Here is a 25856-nt window from a genome sequence, read left to right as displayed (position 1 = left end):
GGAAGGGCATCAGAAACCAACTGGAGACCGACCATGGCAACAACGAAAGACACTGAGCGCCTGCTGGAACAGTGGGGCATTTGGGCGAGGCAGGGCGCCAGCGTGCGAGGGCTGAGCATCCGGGGCTACCAGGCTGCAGCGATGATTACCGATGACGACGCGTTGCTGATCGACCGGTTGGTGGCCCGTTTGGGGCAGCGTTACGAGGAGTGCGCAGAGGTGATCGTTCGGTATTACACGACCGGTGCGACCTTCCGCATCGTAGGCAAGCGGATGGGGTTCGGAGAGGAGAAGACGCGGCAGCTCTGGAAGGCCGGAGTGGCGTGGGTTGATGGGGCGTTGGAGGTGAGGCGGGTTGCCTGAGGGGGTGTCCTAGGAGGAGGGCACTGAAGTGCTTAGGGTGAGGCTTTGCATCACGGAGGAGTGGGCATGGCTTCACGGGCACGGAATAGGCGAAGGGCGGAGGCGCGGGCGGTTAGGAAGGATCGGTCGCCACCGGCGACTGATCTAACTGGGGATCTTGCGATTGCTGTTGCACTTTTGATTTTGGTTTTCTATGCAGCGCTGTCTGTGATGATGTGATGGTTCCATGTTCTGCTTTCATAGCGCTGCTAGGATATTCCTTAGTTGAGTTTTATGTGGGATCCTGAATTTTGCTTTTAGAAGGTCCGGGCGTCAAAATTACTTTGTCCATCTCAAGAAGTGAGTTGCAATCACTCATTGGGAAGTAGCTGATGACGGCCTCTTCAGGCGTGTTTGGCTCCGTGAATATAGTTAATTGGTCTTTGAGGACTCCCTGTACCAGAATTCCTTTTGAATTGTACCGGCCTTCTGTTGTTTTCCTGGTTTCAGATAATATTCCTGTCTGAAGATACTCCTTTTCAAAAGTATTTTTGTGGTCGGCGCTCCCCGTTAGCTCTAGTATTGTTTTGCCTACGATTGCCTTGCATAAGAAACTGTTGATATCGCTTCTATCACGCGAATTATAGAGAGTAAATCCTAGCTTGCTAATAAAGTTTTCTGGGCTGTTGTTTCTCATGAAGCCTAAGCCGAATAGTGTTGAGGCAATATCTAGTTCGAGTTCGGCGCCTGCTAGATCAACGTCTGATATCTTGCTGCTATCTAGTGTGTTGGTTCCTAGATTTGAATAGCTCAGACGTACATTCTGTAGAGGGCCTTTGAACGATGCTGCTGCTAGGTCCGAGTCTGAAAGATCTAAGTTGCTAAGGGCTTCAGAGCTAATAATTCCAGCTACAGCTGAATTGGTGAAAGTAGCACCTTTAGCGGTAAGGTCGGTCAAATTTACTTCTGCGGCGGCTAGGCCGACTAGAAGTTGGCCTCTTTCGGGGCTCATGGATTTGCAACTTATTCGCTGTTCAAGTGTTGTGGTTTTAGATGTGAATAATTCGCGTGATACTGATTCGAATAAGCTCTCGGTGATGCTGTTTTTATCTTTTGAATTTGATTCAAGTATGGCTTTTGCTAAATTTTTTAGTCTTGCGGTTTTTTGTTCTTTGCTTGGTTTTGTGCGATAGATTCTTTCGAAGTTTATCTCCGCTGATAGTGCGTGTACTGCCTCGGAGAAAATTGCTTCGCTGCAGCGTGGTGGTGATTCCAGAACTATTCTGCGCGGTGGAAGCATGTGTGTTGTGGCAGCAATTCTGCTAGATGTTGCAAGTGATGGTCGGAACTTACCATCAGCATCCCAGCAGAGAGTGTCTGTTCTTTTATTACACATGCTTGTATGGCTAGGAATTTCCGACTCGATTTTTGCTAGAATCTCGGAGTTGTTTGGAAGAAGAGCAGCTTGATTTTGCTGCTCCATTAAAAATATCTGAGCTTTCATCAAAGATGATTGCTCGCTGATTGTTCGGGTTTGGTAAAAAGCGAGCCATAGTGAAAGAATCGCAATTACCCCGACACCCGTAGTAGCAGTTCTGGACACTAGACACCAAAAAAATGCCTGTGCTGCTTTGGGTTTGAGTTCTGCTCTGGTTTTAATGTCTGGATGCGTAAATGAACGGACAAGGTTGTAGGCAGCATGAGGAAGACGATGCTCTTGCGATACCAGCGCCAACTCTCTTATGCGTGCCTCAGCGTCTAGTCTTTCATTTATATTTTTTATCGAGCTATCTGTGTTTGCTTCTGATGCGTGACTGTCATTCATACGCATCCTCCTTGATTGCGCTTTGAAGGCTCTTAAAGGAGAGCCTAAATCAATAATAAATTGAATTTATTATGCCTTTCAGTTGGCTGCAACATATTAACTGCCTGGTGCACAGTTTTATCTTGACAGAACCGGGGACAAACCTTAGATTCCAGGCATCTTGCGGTTAGCCCCGCACAAAAAGCCCCAGCCATTGCGCCGGGGCTTTTTCGTTTCTGGCTTGGTCATGCGCTTTGCGGCCACTCTCTAGCTTCAACACTCACCGCCAGCCGCTTGCCCAGCTTCGCCAGTGCAGCTTCGACGGCCTCCATCTTCGAGGTGTGGAGGAAGTCCACTAGGCGGTCCACTTGCATGGGGGCGACGCTCAATAAGCGACACAGGTCTGCCTTGCGCAGTCCCTGTTCCATCATGGCGTTCCAGAGGTAGATCTTTGCGACGGTGACGGCGGGTAACCGCACCACATGCTCGCCAGCCTCAGCAGGGCTCGCTGCTGGAATAGCGCGGCGCTGGTCTACGTAGAGGGAGAGGGTTGACTCGATAGCGTCCACGGCTTCGGCCAGCGCGTGCGCAACGTCATCGCCGTAGCTGTTCAGCTCTGGAAGATCGCGGCAGAAGACTGCCAGCCCTGGAGTGTCATCGGCCTCAAGCCGGATTGCGTAGTCGTACATGGGCGCTCCTTTAAGATGAATCACTCAGCCTTCAGTGTCGGTGGCGGGGCTCACTCAGTGAGCCCCAGTTGCTTGATGATTGCCTTGCGGGTCGGCTCTTTCATTTCCTTGGAGCCGTGATCCGCGAAGATCGTCGTCTTGCCGTTGGGGGCTGTGATCTTGAAGTGGCTTCCTTTCGCCGCTTCGAAGGTGACCCCCTGGGCCCGTAACCATCGCCTGAATTCGCTGTGTTTCATCACCTCGTCTCTGTCATTCGGATGGCTCAACGATACAACAAATATGTTGCTATGCAACATTAATGTTGTGTAGGCCGTTTCCTCTCATACGCCTGTTGAAGCCTCCGTTCCGGGAGGTTCTGAGACATGAAGATGCCTGATAGACCTGATACCTGGGGAGCGCTGCTCGACTGGCTGCGCGAGCAGTCGCTGCCGCTTTACGCGGCAGTGCTGGCATTCGCGATGGCGGTGCTACGCATCCTGTACGGAGGCGGCTCGCGCCGGCAGATGCTGGTGGAGGGCGCGCTCTGCGGTGGCCTGACGCTGACGCTGTGCAGCGCGCTGGAGTGGCTGAACATACCCATCTCCATGTCCACCTTCGTGGGTGGCTGGGTGGGGTTCCTGGGCGTGGAGAAGATCCGCGAGATCGCGAGCCGCTTCTTCGATATCAAGCTGCCGAGGAAGTGACGTGGCAAGTATCAGGACGCTGCGCCCACGGGTCTCCATGCAGCGAGGCGGGCGCGTGCCCACCGTGCAGCCAAGCTCATGGCGCCAGGGCAAAACGTCGACCCAACGTGGTTACAACTACGCCTGGCAGCAGGCACGCGAGCAGTACCTGCGGGCCAACCCACTGTGCGTGTACTGCAAGCGCAAGGGGCTGCTGACAGCGGCCACTGTGGTTGACCACATCGTGGCGCATCGCGGGGATCAGGAGTTGTTCTGGGATCGTGAGAACTGGCAGTCGCTTTGCGCGCCGTGCCACTCGGCTGACAAGCAGCGCGATGAGGCGAATCAGGAGGGGTAGGGGGGTGAAAAATTTCCAGACCTTTCGCCTTGCTAGACCGCCCCCTGACTCACGCACAGATTTTATCGGCCCTGGAGGAAATGTTAATGGCTTTAACACCCAGGAAGCGGCGCTTCGTCGACGCTCTTGGGCGCGGCGCGAGCAATAAAGAAGCGGCTATCGAAGCCGGCTACAGCCCAGCGACAGCGGGGCCTGCGGGCTCTCGGCTGGCGAAGGACGCGGACGTGCTCGCCGAGCTCGCCCGACGTGCGAAACCCGAAACCGTCGCCGTTAACACCGAGGCCCCAGATGTTAAACCCCCGAGGCCTTCGGTTGAGGACGATCCTCAGGCCTACCTGATCGACGTCATGAACGACGACGCAGTCGATACCAAGCTGCGCGTCGACGCCGCCAAAGCCCTAATGCCCTACGTGCATGTGCGTAAGGGGGAGGCCGGCAAGAAGGCAGGCAGAGCTGACGCAGCGAAGAGTGCCGCAACCGGCCGCTTTGGCCAGGGCGCCGCACCGAACAAGGTGGTGCCGATCACGAGGTGATGAATGCAGTGGACGACGGCTTGCCCTGACTGGGAAGCGCGGATCGTCAACCGCCAGAGCCTCGTCCCGATCCCGCCGCTGTTCCCGCATGTCGCCGAGCAATCGCTGGATGTGTTCCGCGAGCTGCGCATTGTCGACATGCCCGGCAGCCCGACCATGGGTGAAGTCAGCCTGCCTTGGGTGATGAACTTCGTCGGCGCCGTCTTCGGTGCCTACGACGAGGAGGCCGGCCGGCGACTGATCAACGAGTTCTTCCTGCTCATCAGCAAGAAGAACTCCAAATCGACCACCGCTGCCGGGATCATGCTCACCGCGTTGATCGTCAACTGGCGGCACTCGGCAGAGTTCCTGATTCTTGCCCCGACCATCGAGGTGGCGAACAACAGCTTTCACCCCGCCCGGGACATGATCAAGGCGGACGACGAGCTGGCCGACCTGCTCCACGTGCAGGAACACATCCGCACCATCACCCATCGCGTCACCGGTGCGACGCTCAAGGTCATCGCCGCCGACAGCGAGACAGTGGGTGGCAAGAAGGCAACGGGCGTGCTGATCGACGAGCTCTGGCTCTTCGGCAAGCAGCCCAACGCCGAGAACATGCTGCGCGAAGCCTGCGGTGGCTTGGCATCGCGCCCGGAAGGGTTCGTCATCTTCCTCTCCACCCAATCGGACGAACCGCCCGCCGGAGTATTTCGGCAAAAGCTGCAGTACGCGCGCGGTGTGCGGGACGGTCGTATCGACGACCCCAACTTGCTGCCGGTGATCTACGAGTTTCCCAGACGCATGCTCAAGGCCAACGAGCACCGTAACCCGGCGAACTTCCACATCACCAACCCCAACCTCGGCGCATCGGTGGATGAAGCCTTCCTCCAGCGCGAATTCCGCAAAGCCGAGGAGGGCGGCGAAGAGTCACTGCGCGGATTCTTCGCCAAGCACCTCAACGTCGAGATCGGACTCGCGCTGCGCTCCGACCGCTGGGCCGGCGCCGAGTACTGGGAAGCCCAGGGCGTCGAAACCGGCCTCACCCTGGAAGACCTGATAGAGCGCTGCGAAGTCATCGACTTCGGCATCGACGGCGGCGGCCTGGACGACCTGCTCGGCGTCGCCGCCCTGGGGCGCGAGATACACACCCGCAAATGGCTGCTCTGGACCCACGCCTGGGCGCACCCCTCGGTGCTGGAGCGTCGCAAGAGCGAAGCGCCGCGCTTCCGTGACTTCGAGCGCGATGGCCACCTCACCATCGTCGAGCACATCGGCGAAGACGTCAGCGAGGTCGCCGGGCTGGTCGCCCAGGTGTACCACGCCGGATTGCTCGACCAGGTGGGCGTCGACCCCGCTGGCATCGGCGCCGTTCTCGACGCCTTGGTCGAAGCCGGCGTGCCCGAGGAGCAGGTCATCGGCATCTCCCAGGGTTGGAGGCTCGGCGGCGCCATCAAGACCACCGAACGCAAGCTTGCCGAAGGGGCGCTGACTCACGGCGGCCAACCCCTGATGGCCTGGTGTTGCGGCAACGCGCGGGTAGAGCCACGCGGTAACTCCATCCTTATCACCAAGCAGGCCAGCGGCACCGGGAAAATTGACCCGTTGATGGCCACTTTCAACGCCGTAACGCTCATGTCGCTGAACCCGGAGGCACGCCACGGCGCCTCCATCTACGACCAAGGGGTCGGAATATGAAATTGCAGATCCTCTCCTGGCTCACCGGGCTGTCCGGCTTCGGCCTGCTGGTGGCCGGCGTCGAGCAGATGCACAGGCCCAGCGCCATGATCATCGCCGGGCTCGGCCTGCTCGCCTGGGCCTGGCTGGCCGACCGCGCCGGTGCCATCCAACAGTTCCGCAAGCGAGGCTGAGCATGTTCTTCGCCAACCTGCTCGGCAGTGGCAACCTAACCGACAGCGGCAGCGACTTCTGGCGCAGGTTCCTCGGCGGCTCGCGCAACAGCACCGGCATCACCGTCACGCCAGATAGCGCGCTCGCACTGCCCGTCCTACAGAACTGCGTCAGCCTGCTCGCCGAAAGCATCGGCCAGTTGCCGTTGGAAGTCTTCCAGCGCTACGGGGATGGCCAGCGCAAGGCGGCCACCAACCACCCGCTGTACGACGTCCTGAGATACCAACCCAACGGCTTTCAGACCCCCTATGAACTGCGCGAGGCCGAGCAGCTCGCACTCGGCTTGCACGGCAACAGCTATGGGCTGCTGGAGCGGCGCGACGACGGCAACGTCACCGCCATCTGGCCGCTGGACCCGGAGCGCGTCGGCGTATTCAAGGGCAGTGATCTGCTGCCGTACTACCAGGTCGGCGCCCACCCCGAGCGCCTGCCCATGCGGCAGATCCACCACGTGCGCTGGCACAGCCGCAACTACTACCGCGGCCTCTCGCCCATCGAGCTGCATGCCGACGCCATCGGCCTCGCCCAGGCCGTGCGCCAGTACACCGGCAAAAGCTTCGCCAACGGCGTCGCTATCTCCGGCGTTATCGAACGCCCGCGTGAAGCGCCGCCGATCAAAGACCAGGCGAGCATCAACAGCATCACCGAGCAGTGGGCGCAGAAGTACGGCGGCATGGACAACGTCAAGAAGGTCGCCCTGCTGCAAGAGGGCATGACCTTCAAGCCCATGTCCATGAGCAACGTCGACGCCGAGGTCCTGGGCATCCTCAAGGTCACCGGTACCGACGTCGCGCGGATCTACAAGATCCCGCTGCCCATGGTCAACGACCTGGAGAAGTCCAACTACAACACCCTGGAACAACTGCTCATCCACTACGTGGTCTTCGCCCTGCTGCCCTGGGTGAAGCGCCACGAGCAGGCCAAGATGCGCGACCTGCTCTTGCCCAAGGACAGGCGCGAGTACTTCATCGAATTCAACATCTCCGGTCTGCTGCGGGGCGACCAGAAGAGCCGCTACGAGGCCTACGCCATTGGCCGCCAATGGGGCTGGCTTTCGGTCAACGACATCCGCCGGCTGGAGAACCTACCGCCCATCCCGGCCGGCGAGATCTACCTGCAACCGCTCAACATGATCGACTCCACCAAGGGCATGCCCGACCTCAACAGCCCCGGCGTACGCGCGCAGCTGGAGCTGCAGCAACGCCAGATCGAAAGGATGCTTGCACAGTGAAACGATACCTGCGGGCGTCCAGCCTGCTGTTCAACCAGCCACAGCTGGTAACGCCCGACGTGCTCGATCTGGGCGTGCGCTGGGCCAATCAGACCATGAACCTCAACATCGTCAACGTCGGCCCGCCTGGTGCACTCGGCCTCTGGAAGGATGACGACGACCACGGTGCCCACCTCGAACGCATTGAAGAGCGCCGCCGCACCCGCGTCGCCCAGACCGGCATCGAAGTCATCCCCGTGCACGGCATCCTGGTCAGCCGGGGCGGGCACATGAACCCCTGCGAAACCATGACCAGCTACGAGGGGCTGCGCGCATCCATCCAACAGGCCGTGACCGACCCGGTGGTCGAGCGCATCGTGCTGGATATCGACACCCCCGGTGGCGCCGCCACAGGCGCGTTCGAACTGGCCGCCAGCATCCGCGCCATGGCTCAGCAGAAACCCATCACCGGTATCGTCAACTTCATGGCCTTCAGCGGCGGCTACCTCATCGGCAGCGCCTGCAGCGAGCTGGTGGTCAGCCAGACCTCCGGCGTCGGCTCCATCGGCGTCATCGCCAGCCACCTCGACAGGTCGCGGCTGGAGGAGCGCATCGGCGTGACCGTCACCACCGTCTATGCCGGCGCCCACAAGAACGACCTCACCCCTCACGAACCCATCAGCGAGCAGTCCCTGCAACTGCTCAATGAGCTGGTGCAGGAAAGCTACGGGCACTTTGTCGACGCGGTGGCCGACTACCGCGGCCTCACCACCACCCAGGTACGGGCAACCGAAGCACGCACCTACAGCGGCCAGGCCGGTATCGATGCCGGGCTCGCCGACCGCCTGCAGGCCCCGCAGGACGCGCTCGACGGCATCGCCCGTGCCGTCGCCAGCAGCCGTGCCGAGCGACAGGGCCGCAAGCTCGCCGTGCGCGCCGCTGCCCTCAACATCCAGACGTTGATCTGACCGCGTTCGCGGCAGTCACCCAAGCCCGCCCAGTGCGGGCTTTTTCATGCCCAGGAGGCACCATGTCCCAAGTACTCAAACTGCGCAGCGAACGCGCCCAGCTCAATGACGAGCTGCAGGCCCTGGCCAAGCTGGATGCGACCGAGACGCTGAATGAGGAGCAGCTCACCCGCTTCACCGAACTGGAAGGCCAGATCACCGCACTCACCGACCGCATCGCCCGTGCCGAAGTGGCCGAGCGTGCCGCCGCTGCTTCCGCCGTACCGGTGGAAGAGGGCGCCCAGGGCATCCAGAGCCCGCCCGGCACCATCGAGGGGCCGCACTCGCCCAAGCCGGTCGCAGGTGCCAAGGTCGCACAGATGGTGCGCCTGCTCGCAGCCACTCAAGGCAACCAGCAGATGGCTGCGCAAATGGCCAAGGAGGGGGGCTTTGGCGCCGACGTCGCCATGGCCCTCAACACCGTCACCCCGGGCGCTGGCGGCGTGTTGGTGCCGGAGAATTTCAGCACCGAGCTGATCGAGCTGCTCAGGCCCAAGTCCGTCGTCCGCGCCATGGGCTGCCGCACGCTGCCGCTGAACAACGGCAACCTCACGCTGCCACGTATCCGCAAGGGCACCACCGTGCAGTACATCGGTGCCGACACCGACATCCCCGTGACCGGTATGGAGTTCGCGGACCTCAAGCTGTCCGCAAAGACGCTGGCAGCCATCGTCCCCATCGCCAACGACCTGATTGCCTATGCCGGTGTCAGCCCGCGAGTGGACGAACATGTGGTGCTCGACTTGACCGAGAGCACCAGCCTGGCTGAAGACCTTCACTTCCTTCGCAGCCCAGGCAGTGATGTTCTTCCCAAGGGCACCCGGTTCTGGGCGCATCCCGGCAACCTAGTCCCCGCCCCGTTGAAAGACGACCTGCAGAGCGTCGAATTCTTCCTCTCCGCCATCCTACTGCGCCTGGAGGGCGCCAACGCCCATATGGCCAGCCCCGGGTGGGTCATGGCACCGCGCACCCGCCGCTGGCTAGCCTCCCTGCGCGACGGCAACGGCAACAAGGTCTACCCGGAGCTGGACCAGAAGATGCTCAAGGGCTACCCGGTGGGCATCACCACCCAGATCCCCATCAACCTCGGCGACAAGGGCGAAGAGTCGGAAATCCACTTCGTGGACTTCGGCGACTGCTACATCGGCGAAGGCGACGGCCTGGTCATCAACTTCTCCAGCGAAGCGACTTACAAGAACGCCGACGGTGAAGTCGTTAGCGCCTTCCAGCGCAACCAGACCCTCATCCGCGTCATCGCCAAGCATGACTTCGGCCCGCGTCACATCGAATCCGTCGCCATCGGCACCGGCGTGCGCTGGGGCGTTGAGCTCTGACGTAGCGCCCCGAACTCTCACCCCGAGGAAGCACCATGGAAAAGAAAGAGATCGTCCAATTCGTAAAGCCCTGGCGTGGCTACGCGCCGAAAGAGACGGCCGGCTTCGACGCTGAAACCGCCAAGGCCCTGGAGAAGGCCGGCATCGCCTTCCCGCCGGGCAAGGCACCCAAGGCCAGCGCCGAGCAAAGCTGATGGCGCGCCGCATCGCCTACCTCGGCGAGCCGGTGCTCACCCTGGCCCAGGTGGCGCAGCAGTGCCGCCTGGAGCCCAGTGACCTGCAAACCGAGCTGATCGAGCAGGTCATCATCCCCGGCGTCACCGCTCAGTGCGAAGCCCTCACCGGCGCAGCCATCCGCGAAGCCCGCTATGAGGAGGACTGGCCTGTGCACTACCACGCGGGTCGCTCGCTCGACATAGGCCAGGCCCACACCATCGAGCACATCGAACGTGTTCATGCAGACGGCCAGCTGCAGGCCTTGGATGACTCGCACCTGCTCTACCAGGGCATGCGCGAAAGCAAGCTGGAGTTCCCCGGTGGACGCCCGCCAGGCCGATTGCGCATCCGCTATCGCGCCGGGGTGGATCTGGATGCCCACCCCGGCGTGCGCAACTGGCTGCTGATGAACGCCGCCACCGCCTTCGAATACCGCGAAACCCTGGTCACCGGCGCTCAACTGCAACCGTTGCCCAGTTCCTTCCTCGACAGCCTGCTGGCCGACATCACCCTGCCGCCCAGGTTCTGATCCGGAGACCGCATGAACAGCTACCTGTACGAACTGATGCAGAACCTCACCGAAACCCTGCAGGCCCAGGCGGACGCCATCGACCGGCTGGTAACCAGCAACAACCAATTGCTGGAAGTCCTGCTGGAGGAGGAGGGCAGCGAAGCGCCCCCGCGCACCTACATGGACGGCTCGTCCATGCGCGAAGTCTCCTGATGCGCGCCGGCACCCTTCGCCACCAGGTGGTGATCGAGGCGCCGCAGCACGAGCAGGACCCGGAAACCGGCGCCATGCGCACCACCTGGGTGGAATGGGCGCGGGTCTGGGCCCGCATCGAACCGCTCTCCGCCCGCGACTTCATCGCCGCCCAGGCGGTGCAGAGCGAAGTTACCGCGCGCATCACCATCCGTTACCGCGAAGGCGTCACCGCCGCCATGCGCATCAACCATAGTGGCCGCCTCTACAACATCCACGGCGTGCTGCCGGATGCCAGGAGCGGTCGCGAGTACCTGACCCTGCCCGCATCCGAGGGAGTGAACCATGGCTGATATCGAATTCACCCTGGGGGGCATCGACAGCCTGCTGGGCAAGCTGGATGCCGTCAGCGACGACCTCAAGCGGCGCAGTGGGCGCTCTGCACTGCGCCGTGCCGCGCGGCTGGTGGCCGAAGCCGCGCGCAACAACGCCCGCAAGCTGGACGACCCCGAAACCCGGCAGAGCATCGCCGCCAACATCGCAGTGCGCTGGGACAGGCGCCGCCATCGGCGCACCGGTGACCTGGCCTTCCGGGTCGGCGTCCTGGGTGGCGCCAAGCAGGCCAACAACTACCACACCCGGCGCGGTCGCCCGTCACGGGAGTATCAGGTGGACGGCGACAGCGGCAACCCGGGTGGCAACACCTTCTACTGGCGCTTCCTTGAGTTCGGCACCCGGCATATCCGTGCCGAAGGCTTCATGCGCCGTTCGCTCGCCGAGAACATCCAGGCCGCCACCGGCACCTTCCTCAGCGAGTACGAGAAATCCATTGACCGTGCCATCAAGCGCGCTGCCAAACGTGCCGCAAGGAGCAACTGATGCCACCCATCTTCCGCACCTGCGCGCGCAGCGCAGAGGTGGTCGCGCTGCTGGGCAGCATGCCCACACGGCTCTACCCATTCGGTGAGGCACCGGAAAGCGTGCAGCTCCCCTACGCCGTGTGGCAACTCATCGGGGGCGCACCCGAGCAGTTCCTGGCCGGCTCGCCGGATATCGACAGCTTCGCCCTGCAGGTGGACGTATACGCCCCCAGCGCAGCCAGCGCCCGCGCCGTAGGGCGAGCACTGCGCAATGCCATCGAGACCGAAGCCTGCATCACCCGCTGGGGTGGGGAGATGCGCGAGCCGAACACCGGCGACTACCGCCTGAGCTTCGACCTCGACTGGTGGACGCCCCGCTAGCCCCATACCCGCAACAACGAGGAAGACCCATGTCCATCCTGTCCCAGGGCACCCAGCTCTATGTGCTGGTGCCCAGCACTGCCGCGCCCGACAAACTCGAAGTGATGGAGGTGAAAGGTGTTACCGCCTTCAGCCCTGGCGGCAACCCGGCCGACCAGATCGAAACCACCACCCTGGACGAAAGCGTGCGCAGCTACATGCGCGGGCTGCGTACCCCGGGGCAGGCCTCGCTGACGATCAACGCCGACCCGCGCATCGCCTCCCACGTGCGTCTGCATGAGTTGTCCGAGGACGACAGCATCGAAAGCCTCGCCTGGGCGGTGGGCTGGTCCGATGGCAAGGACGTAGCGCCCAAGCTCAACGCCAAGGGCGATGATTTCGAGCTGCCCAACACCCGCACCTGGTTCGTGTTCGACGGGTACGTCAGTGACTTCCCGTTCGACTTCGCCGCCAACGCCGTCGTCACCACTGCCGCCACCATCCAGCGCAGCGGCGGCTCCGCCTGGATCAGAAAGGGGAAGACCTAAGCCATGCCTTTGTCCATCGACAACCTCGAAAGCATGGGCGCCTTCACCGGCGCCCTGGTGCAGCGTGAGATCACCTGGCGCCAGGGGGTGGCCGAGCACCGCATTACCGTCTTCGTGCGGCCGCTGTCCTACCTCACTACCGTCACCGACCTGCGTGCCGGCCGCGACAACAGCGACCCCGTGGCCGCACGTATCGCCGCCAGCATCTGCAACGCCGAAGGCAAGCCGGTGTTCACCGTGGGCGACATCACCGGCGATGCCAACCCCGAGCGCGGGCCGCTCAACGACCAACTGACGTTGGCCCTGCTGGTGGTTATCGGTGAAGTGAACCAGTTGGGAAAGACCACGCGCTCAGCGAGCTAGACGAGCTCTGGCACGAGCTGGTGCTCAACGGCATCGGCGGGCGGACCATAGCCGAAGCCCAGCAGCGGCTCAGCTACCGCGAGTTCCTCAGCTGGGCGCGGTTCCGCAGCAAGCGCGGCTCCCTGCACCCCGGCATGCGCATCGAGCGCGGTACCGCGCTCCTCGCTTCCCTGCACGCCAACACCCACGGCAGGGGTGGCTACAGCCTCTATGACTTCATGCCCCACGAGCAGGCACCCGAGCTGACCCTGGAGCAGGCCATGGCCACCTGGGCCTGACCGCCCACAACCGGAGTGATTCATGGCGACCCGATCCCTCGGCCAGCTGACCCTGGACCTGATCGCCCGTATCGGCGGCTTCACCGGGCCCATGGATCAGGCCGCGCGCAATGCCGAAAAGAACGCCAAGCGCATGCGTCAGTCCGCCAAGGGCGCGGCCGTCGCCTGGGGCGAACTCACCAAGATCGCCGCCGGCGTGGCCGCTGGCTTCTCGGCGCTCTCGGTCATGCGCAGCGTGATCGACAACACCCGCGCCCTGGAGCAGGAGCAGGCCCAGCTCGCCGCCGTGTTGGTTTCCACCGGCGAGGCGGCCGGCTTCAACCGTGCTCAGCTCAACGCCATGGCCGCCTCCCTGGCCGGCGTCAGCATCTACAGCACCAACGAGATCAACCAGGCGCAAACCACCTTGCTCGCCTTCAGTGGCGTGGTGGGCAACGAGTTCACACGCGCCATGCAGGCCAGCATGGACATGGCCACCCGCACCGGCATGTCCGTCAGTGCCGCCGCCGAGATGGTAGGCCGCGCACTGGACGTACCATCCCAAGGCCTGACCTCCCTCAGCCGCCAGGGCTTCCGTTTCACCGCCGAGCAGAAGCGCCTCGCCGAGCATCTGGAAGCCACCGGTCGCACGGCCGAAGCCCAGGCCATCGTGCTCGAAGCGCTGGAAGAGTCCTATGCCGGCGCCTCGCGTGCAGCGCGTGACACCTACGGCGGCGCCCTCAGCGCGCTGCGCAACACCATCGACGGCCTGCTGACCGGCGATGAAGCCAGCATGGAAGCCGCGAGAGATGCGGTGGAACGCCTCAACGACGTGCTCTCGTCGGAGGAAACCCAGGTTGCCTTCGCCGACTTCATCGCCGGCGTGGCAGATGTCGCCACCGAGGTAGCCACCGCCACCGCCAAGCTTGCCGAGTTCGTGCACTGGGTGCATGCCGCCGGCGTGGGTGCCAAGGCCGCCTTCGAGCTGGCGGGCAAGTCTGCAGGTGCCGTTGCCGCTATCACCGAAACGGCCACCCAGGGCACCCACTGGTGGGAATACCTCAGCCTGCAGACGGCCCCGGCTGCCATCAGCCGCGGCCTGATCAGCAACTGGAACCAGACCCGCGAAGTCATGGAGGCAGCCGGCGAAGACCTCGCCGAAACCTCCGAGAAATACGCCACACGGATCGACGAGATCCTAGAGCGACCCGTGGACGGTTCAGCCGTCGAGCAGCACACCCAGGTCCTCGATGGCCTGCTGGGCAACCTCACCACCAGCGCAGGCCTCGCTGCTGACGCCATCACCCAAGTGGACGAACAAGCCCTGCGCGCCGCGCAGCGGCTGCATGAAGCGCTGCAGAAACAGGTCGATCAGCTCAGCCTGCAGGCTCGCACCCTGGGCATGGCGGCGGATGAGGAGAGGCTCTACCGCCTCGCCGTCGAAGGTGCTACCGAAGCCCAACTGGCCCAAGCCTCGGCCGCGCTGGAACAGATCAGTGCCTTCGAGCAGCAACGCAAGGTGCAGGAGGATTACCGCCGCCTGGTGGCCGAGCTGCTCACCGACGAGGAAAAGCTCACGGAGCAGGCCCGCGCACGCCTCGCCGTACTCGACGCCATACGTGATATCAGCGCTGATGAGCGCGAACAGCAGGCCGGCCGCATCGCCGCCGCCGTGGTCACCGACGCACCGCAGTTCGGTGGCCTCGCTCCCGAAATCGGCGGCCCCATGGGCGAGCTGGACAAGCTCGACGAGGCCGAACAGGAGCTGGCGCGCTGGTACGCCACTCAGTTGAACATGCTGGAGCAGTTCAGGGCTGAGCGTGCCGACATGACCGAGCAATGGGACGCCCAGGAGCAGGCCGTGAAGGCCCAGCACGAAGCGCGTCTGGACGAGATCGAGCAGGCCCGCCAGCGCGCCCGCATGGCGGCCGGCGAAGCCTTCTTCGGTGGGCTTGCCGGCTTGTCCAAGGCGTTCTTCGGTGAGCAGTCCTCGCTGTACAAGGCCATGTTCGCCATCGAGAAGGGCTACGCCATGGCCAAGGCCATGATCAACGTGCCCAAGGCCTACTCGGAGGCCTACGCCGCAGTAGTCGGCATTCCCGTCGTTGGCCCTGTGCTGGCGCCGGTGGCGGGCACGGCCGCTGCTGCCGCGCAGCTGGCCCAGGCCGCCAGCATCGGCTCCATCAACCTCTCGGGCATGGCCCACGACGGCCTCGACGAAATCCCGCGAGAGGGCACCTGGCTGCTTGATCGTGGCGAGCGGGTGGTGGACGCCCGCACCAACGCCGACCTCAAGGACTTCCTCGCCAGCCGCGAGGCAATCGACAAACCCACTGGCGCCCCCGTTGTGCAGGTGACCGTCCACGTGGACAGCGACGGCAACACCAGCACCGACACCATGGCGCCACAGGAGTACGAACGCATGGGCCAGCACCTGGGCCAACTGGTGGACGAGGCCGTGCGCCGCTCCATCCAAATGGAGCAACGTCAGGGCGGGCTGCTGGACCGCAACCGGGAGCGCCGCTGATGGAAACCTTCGACTTTCCCATCCTGGTCGGCGCCAGTGGCGAGGTGCGCCAGGCGGTGCTGGAAAACCGCTTTGGCGATGGCTATGTGCAACGCGTCGGTGTTGGCCTCAACAGCCAATCGCAGCAGTGGTCGGTATCCGTCATCGGCTCATTCGGGCGCGGCCGCGACATCGCCCCGGTGCGGGACTTTCTCGACCGCCACCAGGGCTGGCGCAGCTTCATCTGGACGCCACCCGGTGGCGAGCCTGGGCTCTTCGTGGCCAACGGCTACCGCACCCGCGCCCAGGGCAACGGCGTGTTCAACCTGAGCTGGACCTTCGAACAAACCTTTCACCCCTGAGGCAAAGCATGAATATTGAAAGAGGTGGCGATGCCCGCGTGGCTGTGTTCAGCGCCGATATCCAGCGCCTGCAACCGGGCAGCCAGGTGCGCCTGTTTGAAGTTGATTGCACATCGATGGGGGGCGAGATTCTTCGCTTCCACGGGCATGCAATTGCGCTGCAACCGGATCGTTTGCAAGCTGACGAGAACGTATTGTTTGCAGGCTCCCTGCGCTGGAAGGGCGGAGATCAGTTCAGGCTCGCCGGCAGTGGTCGCTCGGCCCTCCGTGGGCTCAAGCACGCTGTGCCCATCATCTGGCAGGGGCATACCTACAACGCCATCAGCATCGATGCCCAAGGTTTCGACCTGCGTGGGGAGGGGCGTCAGGCGGCCCCCACCCTCAGCATCGGCAACAACATCGACGGTGTGCAGGGCGCGGTCTCTGCTCTTTGCCTGGCACTGCGCGACCTGGCCGGCGCCAAAGTCACCTACCGCGAGACCTTCGCCCACTATCTGGACGCAGCAAACTTCGAGGGTGGCAACCCTGAGGCGGCGCACCAGGAGCGCATCAGCATCTGGTACATCGAGCAGAAGGTGGACGAGGACGAGCAGCGCGTGCAGTTCGAACTCTCCGCCCCGACCGACCTACAGGGCATCCGCCTGCCGCTCCAGCAGATCACCAGCCGCTGCCGCTGGGCGCACATGGGGCAGTACCGCGGCGAAGCCTGCAACTACCTGGGCACGGCCTATTTCACCAAGCTCAACGAACCTACCGACAACCCAGCCCTAGACCGCTGCCGGGGCGACTGGCGCGCCTGCAAGCTGCGTCGCAACACCGCCCGCTTCGGCGGCGCCCTGGCCTCCAGCCTGCTGCACAGTTCGAGGTAGACCATGATCATCAACAAGCACCTGCGTGCTGCTATCCGCGAGCACGCCGAACGCGAGCACCCGCGCGAAGCCTGCGGGTTGCTCATCCGCAATGCCAAACGGCGCGAGTACGTGCCCTGCAGCAACATCGCCAGCACGCCCAGCGAACACTTCGTCGTCGACCCGGCCGACTGGGCCGAGGTTGAAGATCGTGGCCGAGTACTCGCCATCATCCACAGCCACCCCGATGCAGCCGCCACCGCCAGCATGGTCGACCGTGTGGCCTGTGAGCTTCACGGCCTGCCCTGGGGCATCGTCAGCTGGCCGGGTGGGGACATGGAATGGATCAAGCCACGGGGCTTCACTGCACCCTTGCTGGGGCGCGATTTCGGCCACGGGGTGCTCGACTGTTGGGCTGCCTGCCGCGACTGGTACGGCCGCGAAGCCGGCATTCAGCTCCCGGACTTCCAGCGGCCTGACCTCTGGTGGGAAAACCCTGCAAGCCCCAGCTTCTACGAAGACAATTACACGGCCTGCGGCTTCGATCGGGTCGAGCAGCCTCGGCGTGGCGACCTGCTGGTGCTGCAGATCCCCAGCCCGGGGCGCCCCTGTCATTTTCCCAACCACGGCGCCATCTACCTGGGCGACGATCCCAGCTTCAGCAGCGAACCGGCAGCGCCGCTGGGTGGTTCCGGCCCCTTCATCTACCACCACCTGTACGGCAACGCCTCGCGTCGCGATGTGTTCGGCCACTCCCTCAGCCAGCGCGTACGGCTGATCCTCCGCCACAAGGACTACTCGGCATGATGCGTACCATCAAACTCTACGGCGTACTGCGCCAACGGTTCGGCCGTGAATACCGACTCGACGTCGCCAGCCCCGCTGACGCCATTCAGGCGCTCTGCCAGTTGCTACCCGGGTTCGAGCGCTTTATCGCCACAGCGGAGGAACGCGGCCTGGTGTTCGCCGTCTTTGCCGGCAAACGCAACCTAGGCGAGCACGACCTCACTCTGCGGGGCGCGGACGACACCGACATCCGCATTGCCCCCATCGTTGCCGGCAGCAAGCGGGGCGGCCTGTTTCAGGTCATCGTCGGCGTAGTGCTCATCGTGGCCGGAGTCGTCACTGGCGGTACCAGCACCGCCGCCGGTATGGCGCTGCTGGGCGCAGGCGCTGGGCTCGCCATTGGTGGCGTTATGCAAATGCTTTCACCCACCCAGGGACAGGTGCGGGGGCGGGAGGAGGAGGGCAACGCCGCCAGCTACGGCTTCGGCGGCGCGGTTACCACCATCGCCCAAGGCAACCCATGGCCCCGGCTCTATGGGGAGCGCGAGATTGGTGGGGCCGTGGGGAGTGCGGGGATTTATGCGCAGGATCAGGTTTGAAGGTCAGATGACAGACTTATCTGTAGCTTTCGGTTTTTCACGCTCAAAGGGCGGGAGTTCGGGGGGTGTAAGAGTTGTACTCTTGAACGACGGAGACTTCTTACCTTCCGTTTTATCGAACAAATAGTTGAAGTCGTAGCCACCTACACAGCTGAATTGATGCGGGTATCCATGCTCAGACCTCCAGTGCCATACAACTCCTGACTCGGTACTATTGTCTGCAAAGTGAAGCTCATAAAAGCCGTTACTCCCGTACTGCTCCACCAGCGCAGTGAAAAGCTCATTCTCACGTGTTTTTTTCAGGCGAAGCAGTCTTTCAGCCTTGCGAAAGTTAGTGCGTATCCGATAGTTGGACTTCAGCAGTTCATCGACGAATTGAGATTTTGTGAGCCAAGCAATTTCAAAAAATAGAATGATCGGCGCAGCAAAGATCATCTGTTGCGGGCGAATAACACCAAGCAGAATCACAATTACCCAGACCGATGCAGTGAGCCAGAAGAGCGTCAAGTAGGCGTATGTTTTTACGATCTCGCGTGTGATTTTCAGCGAATCGAATCTCTTGGCTTTGATCTTGAGAAGCCTGGATCGAATCCGCCTTCTGCCAAATTTCCTGACACCAGCTGATGTTGACTTCAACAACCTTGGAAAGTGTTTGGAGCACAAGCGGTAAGCAGCACTGAGCATCGCAGCAACAATTGCTCCAATGAGCCCTCCAACCCATTGTTCAGCTGCAAAGAATGAGTCCAACGGTTCGCCCTCCATGGTGAGTAATGTCTCAATGATGTTATCGCTTCGACTGTTCTGTAAAGAGTCGTAAGCCTCACGATTCACTACTCATCCAGCCCGCCTAGTGCGGGTTTTTTTATGTCCGCAGGAATCCCCATGACCGCGTCCCCAGCATCCGCCGCCGGCGCCAAAGGCGGCAAGCCAAAGCAGCGCCAACCCTCCATCGCCCGCGACAGCACGCCCTCGGTGGCTGTGGCCAAGCTGCTCTACTTCTACAGCTGGGGCGAGATCGTCGGCCCGGTGGAAGGTTTGCGCTCGGTGATGCTCGATGGCACGCCCGTGATGGCCGAGGACGGCACCCTCAACTACCCGGATGTGAAGTGGCAGTTCCGCCCCGGCGCCCTGCATCAAGAGCCGCTGGTGGGCTTCCCCGAGATCAACAACGAGTTCGCCATCGGCGTTGAACTGCGTTCGGGCACGCCCTGGCTGCGCTCGATCCATACGCCGGATCTCGACGCAATCCGTTTGCGCCTGTCCTGGCCGCACCTGCAGAGCCAGGACAGTGCCGGCAACATCAACGGCTGGCGCATCGCTTATGCCGTAGACGTGGCAACCGATGGCGGGCCCTTCGTCACGGCGCTGGAAAGCGAGGTCAACCGCAAGAACACCACGCGCTACGAGCGCAGCCACCGTATCGAACTGCCCGCTGGCAGCCGCTGGACGGTGCGCGTGCGGCGCCTCACCGACAACCAGTTCAGCTCGCTGATTTCCGATTCCATGTACGTCGAGTCCATGACCGAAGTGGTGGATGCGGATCTGACCTACCCGCTCACCGCTGTGGGCGCCATCGAGTTCGACGCGGTGCAGTTCGCCGGGCGCACGCCCAAGGTTTCGGTACTGATGCGCGGCGCACTGATCCAGGTGCCTGCCAACTACGACCCGGTGCTGCGCCTGTACGCCACCACCGGTCCCGGTACCTCTGGCGGCGTATGGGATGGCACTTTCAAGGTGGCCTACACCGACAACCCCGCCTGGGTCTGGTACGACCTGGTCACCAACCCCTACCTCGGCCTGGGCCAGCGCATCACTCCGGAGATGGTCAACCGCTGGGCCCTGTACCGCATCGCCCAGTACTGCGACGAGCTGGTGCCGGACGGGCAGGGCGGCAAGGAGCCGCGCTTCACCTGCAACCTCTACCTGCAGCAGCAGGCCGAAGCCTATGTCGTGCTGCAGGACATTGCTGCCATCTTCCACGGCATGAGCTACTGGGACGGCCAGCAGATGGTCGTCACCGCCGACATGCCGCAGGACCCGATCTTCAGCTACAGCCGCGCCAATATCAAAGGCCCCATCAAGTACACCGGCACCCGCTGGCGCGACCGCCACTCCCTCGCCCTGGTCAGCTGGGACAACCCCGCCAATGGTTTCGAAACCGAGCCCGAGCCGGTGTGGGACGAGGAGGCCATGGCCGACTACGGCCTGCGCGAGCTGCGCATGGGCGTGGTGGGTTGTACCAGCCTGGGCCAGGCCCAGCGTGCAGGAGAGTGGGCATTGCAGAGCGAGAAGCTGCAGATCCGGCCGGTGGCCTTCAGCGTCGGGCTCGACGGCCACATCCCTCGCCCTGGCCAGGTCATCAGCCTCAGTGACGAGCTGCTCGCCGGCCGCGCCAACGGTGGGCGAATCCGCAGTGTCGCCGGCCGCATCATCACCCTCGACCGAGACGTCGAAGTACCGGTCGGCTCGCGCCTGCTGTGCAACCTGCCCAGCGGTCGTTCCGAGGCCCGGGAGGTGCGCTTCGTGAACGGCCGGAAAGTCACCCTGGTGGCTGCCTACAGCGAGCCCGCAGAGCCCGAAGCGGTGTGGGTGCTGGACGCCGGCGACCTGGCCGTCATGCAGTTCTACATCTACAACGTCACCCGGCCCGACTGGGGAACGTTCAAGATCGAAGGCATCCAGTTCGAACCCGGCAAGTTCGAGCGTGTGGACCATGGTGCAGTAGTCGATCAGCGCCCCATCAGCATCGTCCCGCCCAGCGTCCAGGCTCCACCGGCAACGGTGGTCATCAGCCAGCAGCTGGCAGTGGACCAGGGCATCTCGATCATCACTATGACCATCGCTTGGGAGGCAGCACCCAACGCCGTGGCCTACGAGGTGGAATGGAAGTGGAACCACCGCGACTGGGTGCGTGTGCCCGCCACTGGCGAACTGTTCGTGGACGTGCCCGGCATCTACGCCGGCCAGTACCTTGCCCGCGTTCGCGCCATCAATGCCCTGGGCACCGCCTCCTTGCCTGCCACCAGCACGCTCACCAATCTGGAAGGCAAGAAGGGCGCGCCAGCCGTGCCCAGCTTCCTGGCCACCGACAGCCTGCTGTTCGGCATCGGCCTGCGCTGGGGCTTCCCTGAAGGCACTGCGGACACGCTCTACACCGAGCTGCAGCAAAGTCCAGCACCCAACGACCAGAACGCCCAACACCTGGGCAACTTCGCCTACCCGCAGCGCGCACACACGATCAGCCCGCTGGCAGCCGGCGCTGAGCTCTGGTTCCGTGCCCGCCTGGTGGATCGCGCCGGCAATATCGGCGCCTGGACTACTTGGGAGCGAGGCCAGGCCAGCAGCGATGCCGGGCCCATTCTCGACTACCTCGGCGAGCAGATCTCCGAGACCCAGCTCGCCAAAGGGTTGCTTGAACGCATTGAGCTGGTGGACGGGCCCGCTAGCAAGCCGGGCAGCGTTGCTGCACAGGTGAAGTCCGAGAGTGATGCTCGCATCAACGCCGACAGCGCCCTGGGCAAGCGCATTGATTCGGTAGCCGCAACTTCCGAGCAGGCTTCGGCGACCGTGCAGGCCGAAGCCAAGGCCCGCGCCGATGCCGATGGTGCCCTGGGGCGCCGCGTCGACAACATCCAGGCCGTGGCCAACAACGCCTCGGCCAGCGTGCAGCAAGTCAGCCAGGCACAGGTAAGCACGGACGGCCGGCTTTCGGCGATGCACACCATCAAGACCGAAGTCGCCCGCAACGGCCAGACCTACATGGCCGGAATCGGCGTCGGGGTAGAGAACACCCCCGGCGGCATGATCAGCCAGGTGCTCATCTCCGCCAGCCGCTTCGCCATCATCGACCCGCGATCTGGCACCACGGTGCACCCCTTCGTGGTGGAGAACGGGCAGATCTTCATCAACGAAGCCTTCATCGGGAAGCTGGATGTCCGCGAGGCGTTGCTGGAGGCAACGCTGGAATCCAAGGCCAGGCTGCCGGACGGCACGCCGGTTCTCAGCCTCAACTTCAAAACAGGAGAAGTGCGCTTCGGTAGCGCCGCCCCTGGGGGAGGGCGTATGACGCTCAACAACCGTTTGCTGGAAATATTCGATGCGGCCGGCACGCGGCGTATTCGACTCGGACTGTGGGGGTAGCCATGCGCGCGGGGTTGCAAGTCTGGGATGCCTCAGGCCGCCAACTGCTCGATACGGACGACCGTACCGGGCTGGTGCTGGGCTTCGTGGATACAGGCGGCGTGGATGGCAGCAGAACGGTTGGCGGCCCGCCGGGCCAGGTGTTTTTCTTCAGCCTGCCACGTGGGTCTATCCAACGGGGCGGCAAGACAGCTCGCGTGGTGGTCGAGAATCGAACCATTTTCTGGTCCTACCACCTTGTCGGCAGGGGTGAGTATCCCGTGCCCGTACGCATCATCTACGGGGTGCGCTAAGTGTTTGCCAGTATCGAAATTGTCAACGATTGGGGCACTACCCAGATCACCGAGGCATACGCCAACTTCGTTTTCATCGGGAAGTACCAGGTTCCCCTCAGCAACTACGTCGGGTACTTCAGCATCCGCGCCACCAATCCGATTCTGGCCTTCCGAGGCGGCCGAGCCTGCGTAACAGCATTTACGTTGAACGGCGATATGCACCATTTCACCTTGCGTGGTGTGGATAGCGGCATCACGGTCTATGTGTTCGACAGCCCTCCATCTGCTATGCCGAAAGCGCGAGAGGGGCTGCAGGTGTTCAAGGCGGACGGCAGTCTAGGATACGACTCCAGCTTCCCCTACATGAAGATTTTGCAGATATCGCCTGTGCCTGGCCCGCTACCCATGGCTCGATACAGGCCGTATGACCCTCGTGAGATTCAGGGCCCAGCAGGACGCACCTGTGCGGTCTTCATCGGCTACCACCGCATGGGCGAATACCACGTGCCCTATACCGAGGTGGTTTACCTGAAGGACGCGGTCGGCATCATCAGGCAGACCGCAAGTATTGGCGCGTTGCCATGGGGTAATCAGGGCGGGAACAACAGTGGGAGTAGTGGAGTGCGCTACGACATCAACCCGCCGCCAGCGATTGTATTTGTGGATGTGGAGAGGCTGTAAAACTTGAGATCACTCCAAGGTCTGACTCGCCCGCTCGTTGCGGGCGTTTTGCTTTCACGGCCAAGCAGTTACCAATTCAGAGAGAACCATTATGGCACGTCAAGAAATTCCTCTCGGCACCTCTCCGACAGGTGAGGGCGGCGACAGTGCGCGCGATGCTTTCGAGCGCATAAATGAGATGACAGCCGAGCTGTACACCCGCGTAGATACTCTCGAGAACGACAAGGTAGGCACGCGCGACTCGCGTCTCTCCGACGCTCGGGATTGGGTGGCGGCTACGGTTTCACAGGCCGAGTCAGAGGCAGGCACCGGAACTACCCGACGGGCTTGGACTGCCGAGCGGGTGCGGCAGGCCGCTGCTGCCTGGTGGGCCTCTACTTCGATGAGAAAGAAGCTAGATGGTATTGCGGAGGGCGCCACCGCAAATACTACAGATGCAAAACTGCGGGATCGTTCGACCCATAGCGGCGTTCAGCCTGCATCGTCGATCAGTAACTTCGGAGCAGCCGCAATTGGAGCGTTGCTATCAGGCTTTTCTGTGGCGAGCTCTCGCGTTGCTATTACGTCGGCCGACTCGGTCCTTGTCGCCTTTCAGAAGGTTCAGAAGTATTTGAACGACTTGGGGACCGCAGCATTCGCCAATCTGACAACGTCAGTGACTGACCTCACTGCAGGCAGGGTTCTTAAAGCAGGGGATGGCGGGTGGATGGGGGACTCTGTAAATATTCGTTGGGATATTGATGATCGTACGGCCAGAGGAATACGGTACTGCAATTTTCCGGCGGGGGATACCGGGACGTTTCCACCTGGAGTCCAGGATGGAACCATTCTCGCGTTCGGAATCACCAACGAGAGTGTAATTCAAGAGTTCTGGGAGCTGCCCACCAGTGTTTCTTCTGGCCGCAAGTGGCGGCGAAACTGTTATGCAGCTCAGCCATGGTCGATCTGGGCGCCGGCACCCATTTTAAACACGATGCCGCTCATTAATTTGATGTCTGATAGCGGCAGATTCGGTGGCCGTATCAATCCGTTGCAACCTAACGTCTCTACCTTTTCCTCTTCAACCTTTCTTGCAGCCTATAATGGGGGCTTCCACGCATCCGGTGGGCAGTTCTACGGCGACAACAGCACCAATGGAGGAGCAGGCCCAGCATTGAGTGAGCCTGTTTCCTCGTTGATGGCGGCAATGGGAAGAGTTGGAGGCGGGGCTCGATATGGTATTGAGTTCTTCGTTGATACCTACACATTTGGGACTGGTACTGCCAATGGGTCAGTAGGAGTTGATTCTGTAACTCGATACTTGGCTACTACCAACGGCACCAGAGCATTGTTCCAAGCTCAGCAGTACGCAACCATGGTCTTCTGGATTCGTGCAAGGACTTCCTCTTTTCATTTTCAGTTTGATTGCTACAAGAACGGTGTTCCCTTGCCTATGAATACGCCGATCACGGTGTCTGATGGTTGGGTTCATATACGTATGGTCAACCAGTCCGGGGTGGGTTATAGCAACTCCTGGCCAAATCTATGTGGTGTGCCTGGAAGCTCTGTACATATCGCCTGTATGGCTGTGTTTGGAGGCGTGGCTGATGTTGGGTTTCATACTTCCCCATTCGCGACCATTAACGAGTTGAGTGCATGACATGAATGTTCTGTGCGATGGAGAATTTTTTGCTCAGTGGACTGGTAGCCTGCAGGCGCTCGCGGACTTCTCTGGCTACGACGTAGCCAGGTTCTCCTACGAGGTAGATGAAGTGAAGTTGCCCAGAGCTCTCCCAGAATCTGAGGAGCAGGTGACAGAACAGCTCAGGGCTACTGTTCAGGACTACATGGACAGCGTAGCTAGGCATCGTAGCTACGACAGCATGCTCAGCCTTTGCTCTTACGCCACCAGCTCCAACGATCAGTTTCGGGCCGAGGCGCAGGCCGGTTTAGATTGGCGCGACGTCTGTTGGGCTTTTGGGCACGACATTCTGGCTCAAGTGCTCGCAGGCACCATGCCGATTCCAACCCAGGATGAACTGGTGGCGATGCTGCCAAAGATGAAATGGCCAGAAGAGGCTGAGCCGACCTGTTCAGTTAAGTGCTAGCGACAAAACGCTCTTGGCGCGCTGAGCTTATGTTTAGTTTTTTATATCAATATGCATTTGATGGATATATCGGCGTCTTCTTGTGATCGGGTATGTGGATGTAGAAGGGCCGTATGTCGGTTTGGGATGGTAGAAAAAATCCGACGAACGGTAGATTTCGCCCCCCTTGCATATCTGAATTAGTGACATAGCGTGGGCATCGACTCAACAACAGAGCGATACCTCAATGAAGCAACGTGTAAACACAATCCTCCTCGTTGTAGCCCTACACCTTCTGGCCAACGGCTTCGATGCCCACTTGATACTCCGTCCGGCCCAAGGGGTGAAAATTTTGCTGGGCCATACGACGGAACTCTAGCCGTATGCCCATACCGACCGGCGAGGGGGGGCTCGCCGGAGGCTCTCCAAGTAAACCAATACCGCAGAATGATGATGA

32 protein-coding genes are annotated in these 25856 nt (G+C 61.9%); 28 read left to right on the top strand and 4 right to left on the bottom strand.

Annotated elements, in window-relative coordinates; translation table 11 throughout:
- Positions 1-33: 33 nt before the first annotated feature.
- Entirely contained in the window at positions 34-363 is a 330-nt protein-coding gene (locus RTW82_RS23535; RefSeq protein ID WP_021216673.1) for an antiterminator Q family protein, read from the top strand.
- Between the two features lie 271 nt (positions 364-634).
- Here RTW82_RS23535 and RTW82_RS23530 read toward each other — a convergent pair whose 3' ends face one another.
- From RTW82_RS23530 to RTW82_RS23520, 3 genes are all read right to left on the bottom strand, one after another.
- Positions 635-2167: a pentapeptide repeat-containing protein gene (locus tag RTW82_RS23530; RefSeq protein ID WP_169708304.1), complete on the bottom strand. Its 1533-nt coding sequence runs from the start codon at positions 2165-2167 to the stop codon at positions 635-637.
- 224 nt (positions 2168-2391) lie between these two features.
- The gene (locus RTW82_RS23525; RefSeq protein WP_021216672.1) at positions 2392-2835 is read right to left on the bottom strand and encodes a type II toxin-antitoxin system HicB family antitoxin; all 444 of its coding nucleotides are present in this window, start codon (positions 2833-2835) and stop codon (positions 2392-2394) included.
- A gap of 50 nt (positions 2836-2885) precedes the next feature.
- A complete protein-coding gene (locus RTW82_RS23520) occupies positions 2886-3071 on the bottom strand; it encodes a type II toxin-antitoxin system HicA family toxin (protein WP_031286782.1) in 186 nt (61 codons plus the stop codon).
- Positions 3072-3197: 126 nt separating this feature from the next.
- On the opposite strand from RTW82_RS23520, the gene RTW82_RS23515 reads away from it, so the two are divergent.
- The 22 genes from RTW82_RS23515 (at position 3198) to RTW82_RS23410 (ending at position 18237) form a co-directional block, all read left to right on the top strand.
- Positions 3198-3518 carry a phage holin, lambda family gene (locus RTW82_RS23515; protein ID WP_021216670.1) on the top strand — a complete coding sequence of 107 codons (321 nt, stop codon included), beginning with the start codon at positions 3198-3200 and terminating at the stop codon, positions 3516-3518.
- A gap of 1 nt (position 3519) precedes the next feature.
- Positions 3520-3855, top strand: a complete 336-nt coding sequence (locus RTW82_RS23510; protein WP_031286781.1) for an HNH endonuclease — start codon at positions 3520-3522, stop codon at positions 3853-3855.
- 86 nt (positions 3856-3941) lie between these two features.
- Entirely contained in the window at positions 3942-4388 is a 447-nt protein-coding gene (locus tag RTW82_RS23505) for a terminase small subunit (protein WP_021216668.1), read from the top strand.
- A 3-nt stretch (positions 4389-4391) separates the two neighbouring features.
- Entirely contained in the window at positions 4392-6065 is a 1674-nt protein-coding gene (locus RTW82_RS23500) for a terminase large subunit (protein WP_021216667.1), read from the top strand.
- The gene (locus tag RTW82_RS23495) at positions 6062-6238 is read left to right on the top strand and encodes a hypothetical protein (protein WP_021216666.1); all 177 of its coding nucleotides are present in this window, start codon (positions 6062-6064) and stop codon (positions 6236-6238) included. The genes RTW82_RS23500 and RTW82_RS23495 overlap by 4 nt, the downstream gene beginning before the upstream one ends.
- A gap of 2 nt (positions 6239-6240) precedes the next feature.
- Entirely contained in the window at positions 6241-7509 is a 1269-nt protein-coding gene (locus tag RTW82_RS23490) for a phage portal protein (protein ID WP_021216665.1), read from the top strand.
- Positions 7506-8456, top strand: a complete 951-nt coding sequence (locus RTW82_RS23485) for a S49 family peptidase (protein WP_021216664.1) — start codon at positions 7506-7508, stop codon at positions 8454-8456. The genes RTW82_RS23490 and RTW82_RS23485 overlap by 4 nt, the downstream gene beginning before the upstream one ends.
- A gap of 62 nt (positions 8457-8518) precedes the next feature.
- On the top strand, positions 8519-9829 hold the full coding sequence (locus RTW82_RS23480; RefSeq protein WP_021216663.1) for a phage major capsid protein: 1311 nt from the start codon (positions 8519-8521) through the stop codon (positions 9827-9829).
- Positions 9830-9864: 35 nt separating this feature from the next.
- Positions 9865-10023 (top strand): hypothetical protein, encoded by a 159-nt coding sequence (locus tag RTW82_RS23475; protein WP_021216662.1) that lies wholly within the window; start codon positions 9865-9867, stop codon positions 10021-10023.
- Positions 10023-10574 (top strand): hypothetical protein, encoded by a 552-nt coding sequence (locus RTW82_RS23470; RefSeq protein ID WP_021216661.1) that lies wholly within the window; start codon positions 10023-10025, stop codon positions 10572-10574. The genes RTW82_RS23475 and RTW82_RS23470 overlap by 1 nt, the downstream gene beginning before the upstream one ends.
- A gap of 12 nt (positions 10575-10586) precedes the next feature.
- Entirely contained in the window at positions 10587-10769 is a 183-nt protein-coding gene (locus tag RTW82_RS23465; protein WP_021216660.1) for a hypothetical protein, read from the top strand.
- Positions 10769-11101, top strand: coding sequence for a phage head closure protein (locus RTW82_RS23460; protein WP_021216659.1), 333 nt, complete (start codon positions 10769-10771; stop codon positions 11099-11101). The genes RTW82_RS23465 and RTW82_RS23460 overlap by 1 nt, the downstream gene beginning before the upstream one ends.
- Complete coding sequence (locus tag RTW82_RS23455) at positions 11094-11627, top strand: HK97-gp10 family putative phage morphogenesis protein (protein WP_021216658.1); 534 nt, start codon at positions 11094-11096, stop codon at positions 11625-11627. The genes RTW82_RS23460 and RTW82_RS23455 overlap by 8 nt, the downstream gene beginning before the upstream one ends.
- On the top strand, positions 11627-11989 hold the full coding sequence (locus tag RTW82_RS23450; RefSeq protein WP_021216657.1) for a DUF3168 domain-containing protein: 363 nt from the start codon (positions 11627-11629) through the stop codon (positions 11987-11989). Before RTW82_RS23455 ends, RTW82_RS23450 begins: the two co-directional genes overlap by 1 nt.
- A gap of 29 nt (positions 11990-12018) precedes the next feature.
- Positions 12019-12516 carry a phage tail tube protein gene (locus tag RTW82_RS23445; protein ID WP_021216656.1) on the top strand — a complete coding sequence of 166 codons (498 nt, stop codon included), beginning with the start codon at positions 12019-12021 and terminating at the stop codon, positions 12514-12516.
- A 3-nt stretch (positions 12517-12519) separates the two neighbouring features.
- On the top strand, positions 12520-12879 hold the full coding sequence (locus RTW82_RS23440) for a phage tail assembly chaperone family protein, TAC (protein ID WP_021216655.1): 360 nt from the start codon (positions 12520-12522) through the stop codon (positions 12877-12879).
- 20 nt (positions 12880-12899) lie between these two features.
- Complete coding sequence (locus tag RTW82_RS23435; RefSeq protein ID WP_021216654.1) at positions 12900-13157, top strand: hypothetical protein; 258 nt, start codon at positions 12900-12902, stop codon at positions 13155-13157.
- A 22-nt stretch (positions 13158-13179) separates the two neighbouring features.
- A complete protein-coding gene (locus RTW82_RS23430; RefSeq protein WP_021216653.1) occupies positions 13180-15663 on the top strand; it encodes a phage tail length tape measure family protein in 2484 nt (827 codons plus the stop codon).
- Entirely contained in the window at positions 15663-16004 is a 342-nt protein-coding gene (locus RTW82_RS23425) for a phage tail protein (protein WP_021216652.1), read from the top strand. The genes RTW82_RS23430 and RTW82_RS23425 overlap by 1 nt, the downstream gene beginning before the upstream one ends.
- Before the next feature lie 8 nt (positions 16005-16012).
- Positions 16013-16873, top strand: coding sequence for a phage minor tail protein L (locus RTW82_RS23420; RefSeq protein ID WP_021216651.1), 861 nt, complete (start codon positions 16013-16015; stop codon positions 16871-16873).
- Between the two features lie 3 nt (positions 16874-16876).
- The gene (locus RTW82_RS23415; protein WP_316926636.1) at positions 16877-17659 is read left to right on the top strand and encodes a C40 family peptidase; all 783 of its coding nucleotides are present in this window, start codon (positions 16877-16879) and stop codon (positions 17657-17659) included.
- The gene (locus tag RTW82_RS23410) at positions 17656-18237 is read left to right on the top strand and encodes a tail assembly protein (RefSeq protein WP_021216649.1); all 582 of its coding nucleotides are present in this window, start codon (positions 17656-17658) and stop codon (positions 18235-18237) included. The genes RTW82_RS23415 and RTW82_RS23410 overlap by 4 nt, the downstream gene beginning before the upstream one ends.
- Before the next feature lie 3 nt (positions 18238-18240).
- Here RTW82_RS23410 and RTW82_RS23405 read toward each other — a convergent pair whose 3' ends face one another.
- Positions 18241-19068 (bottom strand): hypothetical protein, encoded by an 828-nt coding sequence (locus RTW82_RS23405; protein ID WP_169708303.1) that lies wholly within the window; start codon positions 19066-19068, stop codon positions 18241-18243.
- Positions 19069-19119: 51 nt separating this feature from the next.
- On the opposite strand from RTW82_RS23405, the gene RTW82_RS23400 reads away from it, so the two are divergent.
- The 5 genes from RTW82_RS23400 (at position 19120) to RTW82_RS23380 (ending at position 25420) form a co-directional block, all read left to right on the top strand.
- Positions 19120-22377, top strand: coding sequence for a host specificity protein J (locus tag RTW82_RS23400; protein ID WP_021216648.1), 3258 nt, complete (start codon positions 19120-19122; stop codon positions 22375-22377).
- Between the two features lie 2 nt (positions 22378-22379).
- Entirely contained in the window at positions 22380-22670 is a 291-nt protein-coding gene (locus tag RTW82_RS23395; RefSeq protein WP_037020846.1) for a hypothetical protein, read from the top strand.
- Entirely contained in the window at positions 22671-23333 is a 663-nt protein-coding gene (locus tag RTW82_RS23390; protein WP_021216646.1) for a hypothetical protein, read from the top strand.
- Positions 23334-23424: 91 nt separating this feature from the next.
- Positions 23425-24972, top strand: coding sequence for a hypothetical protein (locus RTW82_RS23385; protein ID WP_201769768.1), 1548 nt, complete (start codon positions 23425-23427; stop codon positions 24970-24972).
- A 1-nt stretch (position 24973) separates the two neighbouring features.
- On the top strand, positions 24974-25420 hold the full coding sequence (locus RTW82_RS23380) for a hypothetical protein (RefSeq protein WP_021216645.1): 447 nt from the start codon (positions 24974-24976) through the stop codon (positions 25418-25420).
- The last annotated feature ends 436 nt before the right edge of the window (positions 25421-25856 follow it).

Origin of the sequence: Pseudomonas sp. zfem005, from assembly GCF_032621735.1 — a bacterium.
GTDB classification, from domain to species: domain Bacteria; phylum Pseudomonadota; class Gammaproteobacteria; order Pseudomonadales; family Pseudomonadaceae; genus Metapseudomonas; species Metapseudomonas solani.
Note: the sequence above shows the minus strand (reverse complement) of the source record. Positions and strands in the feature narration are given on the sequence as shown.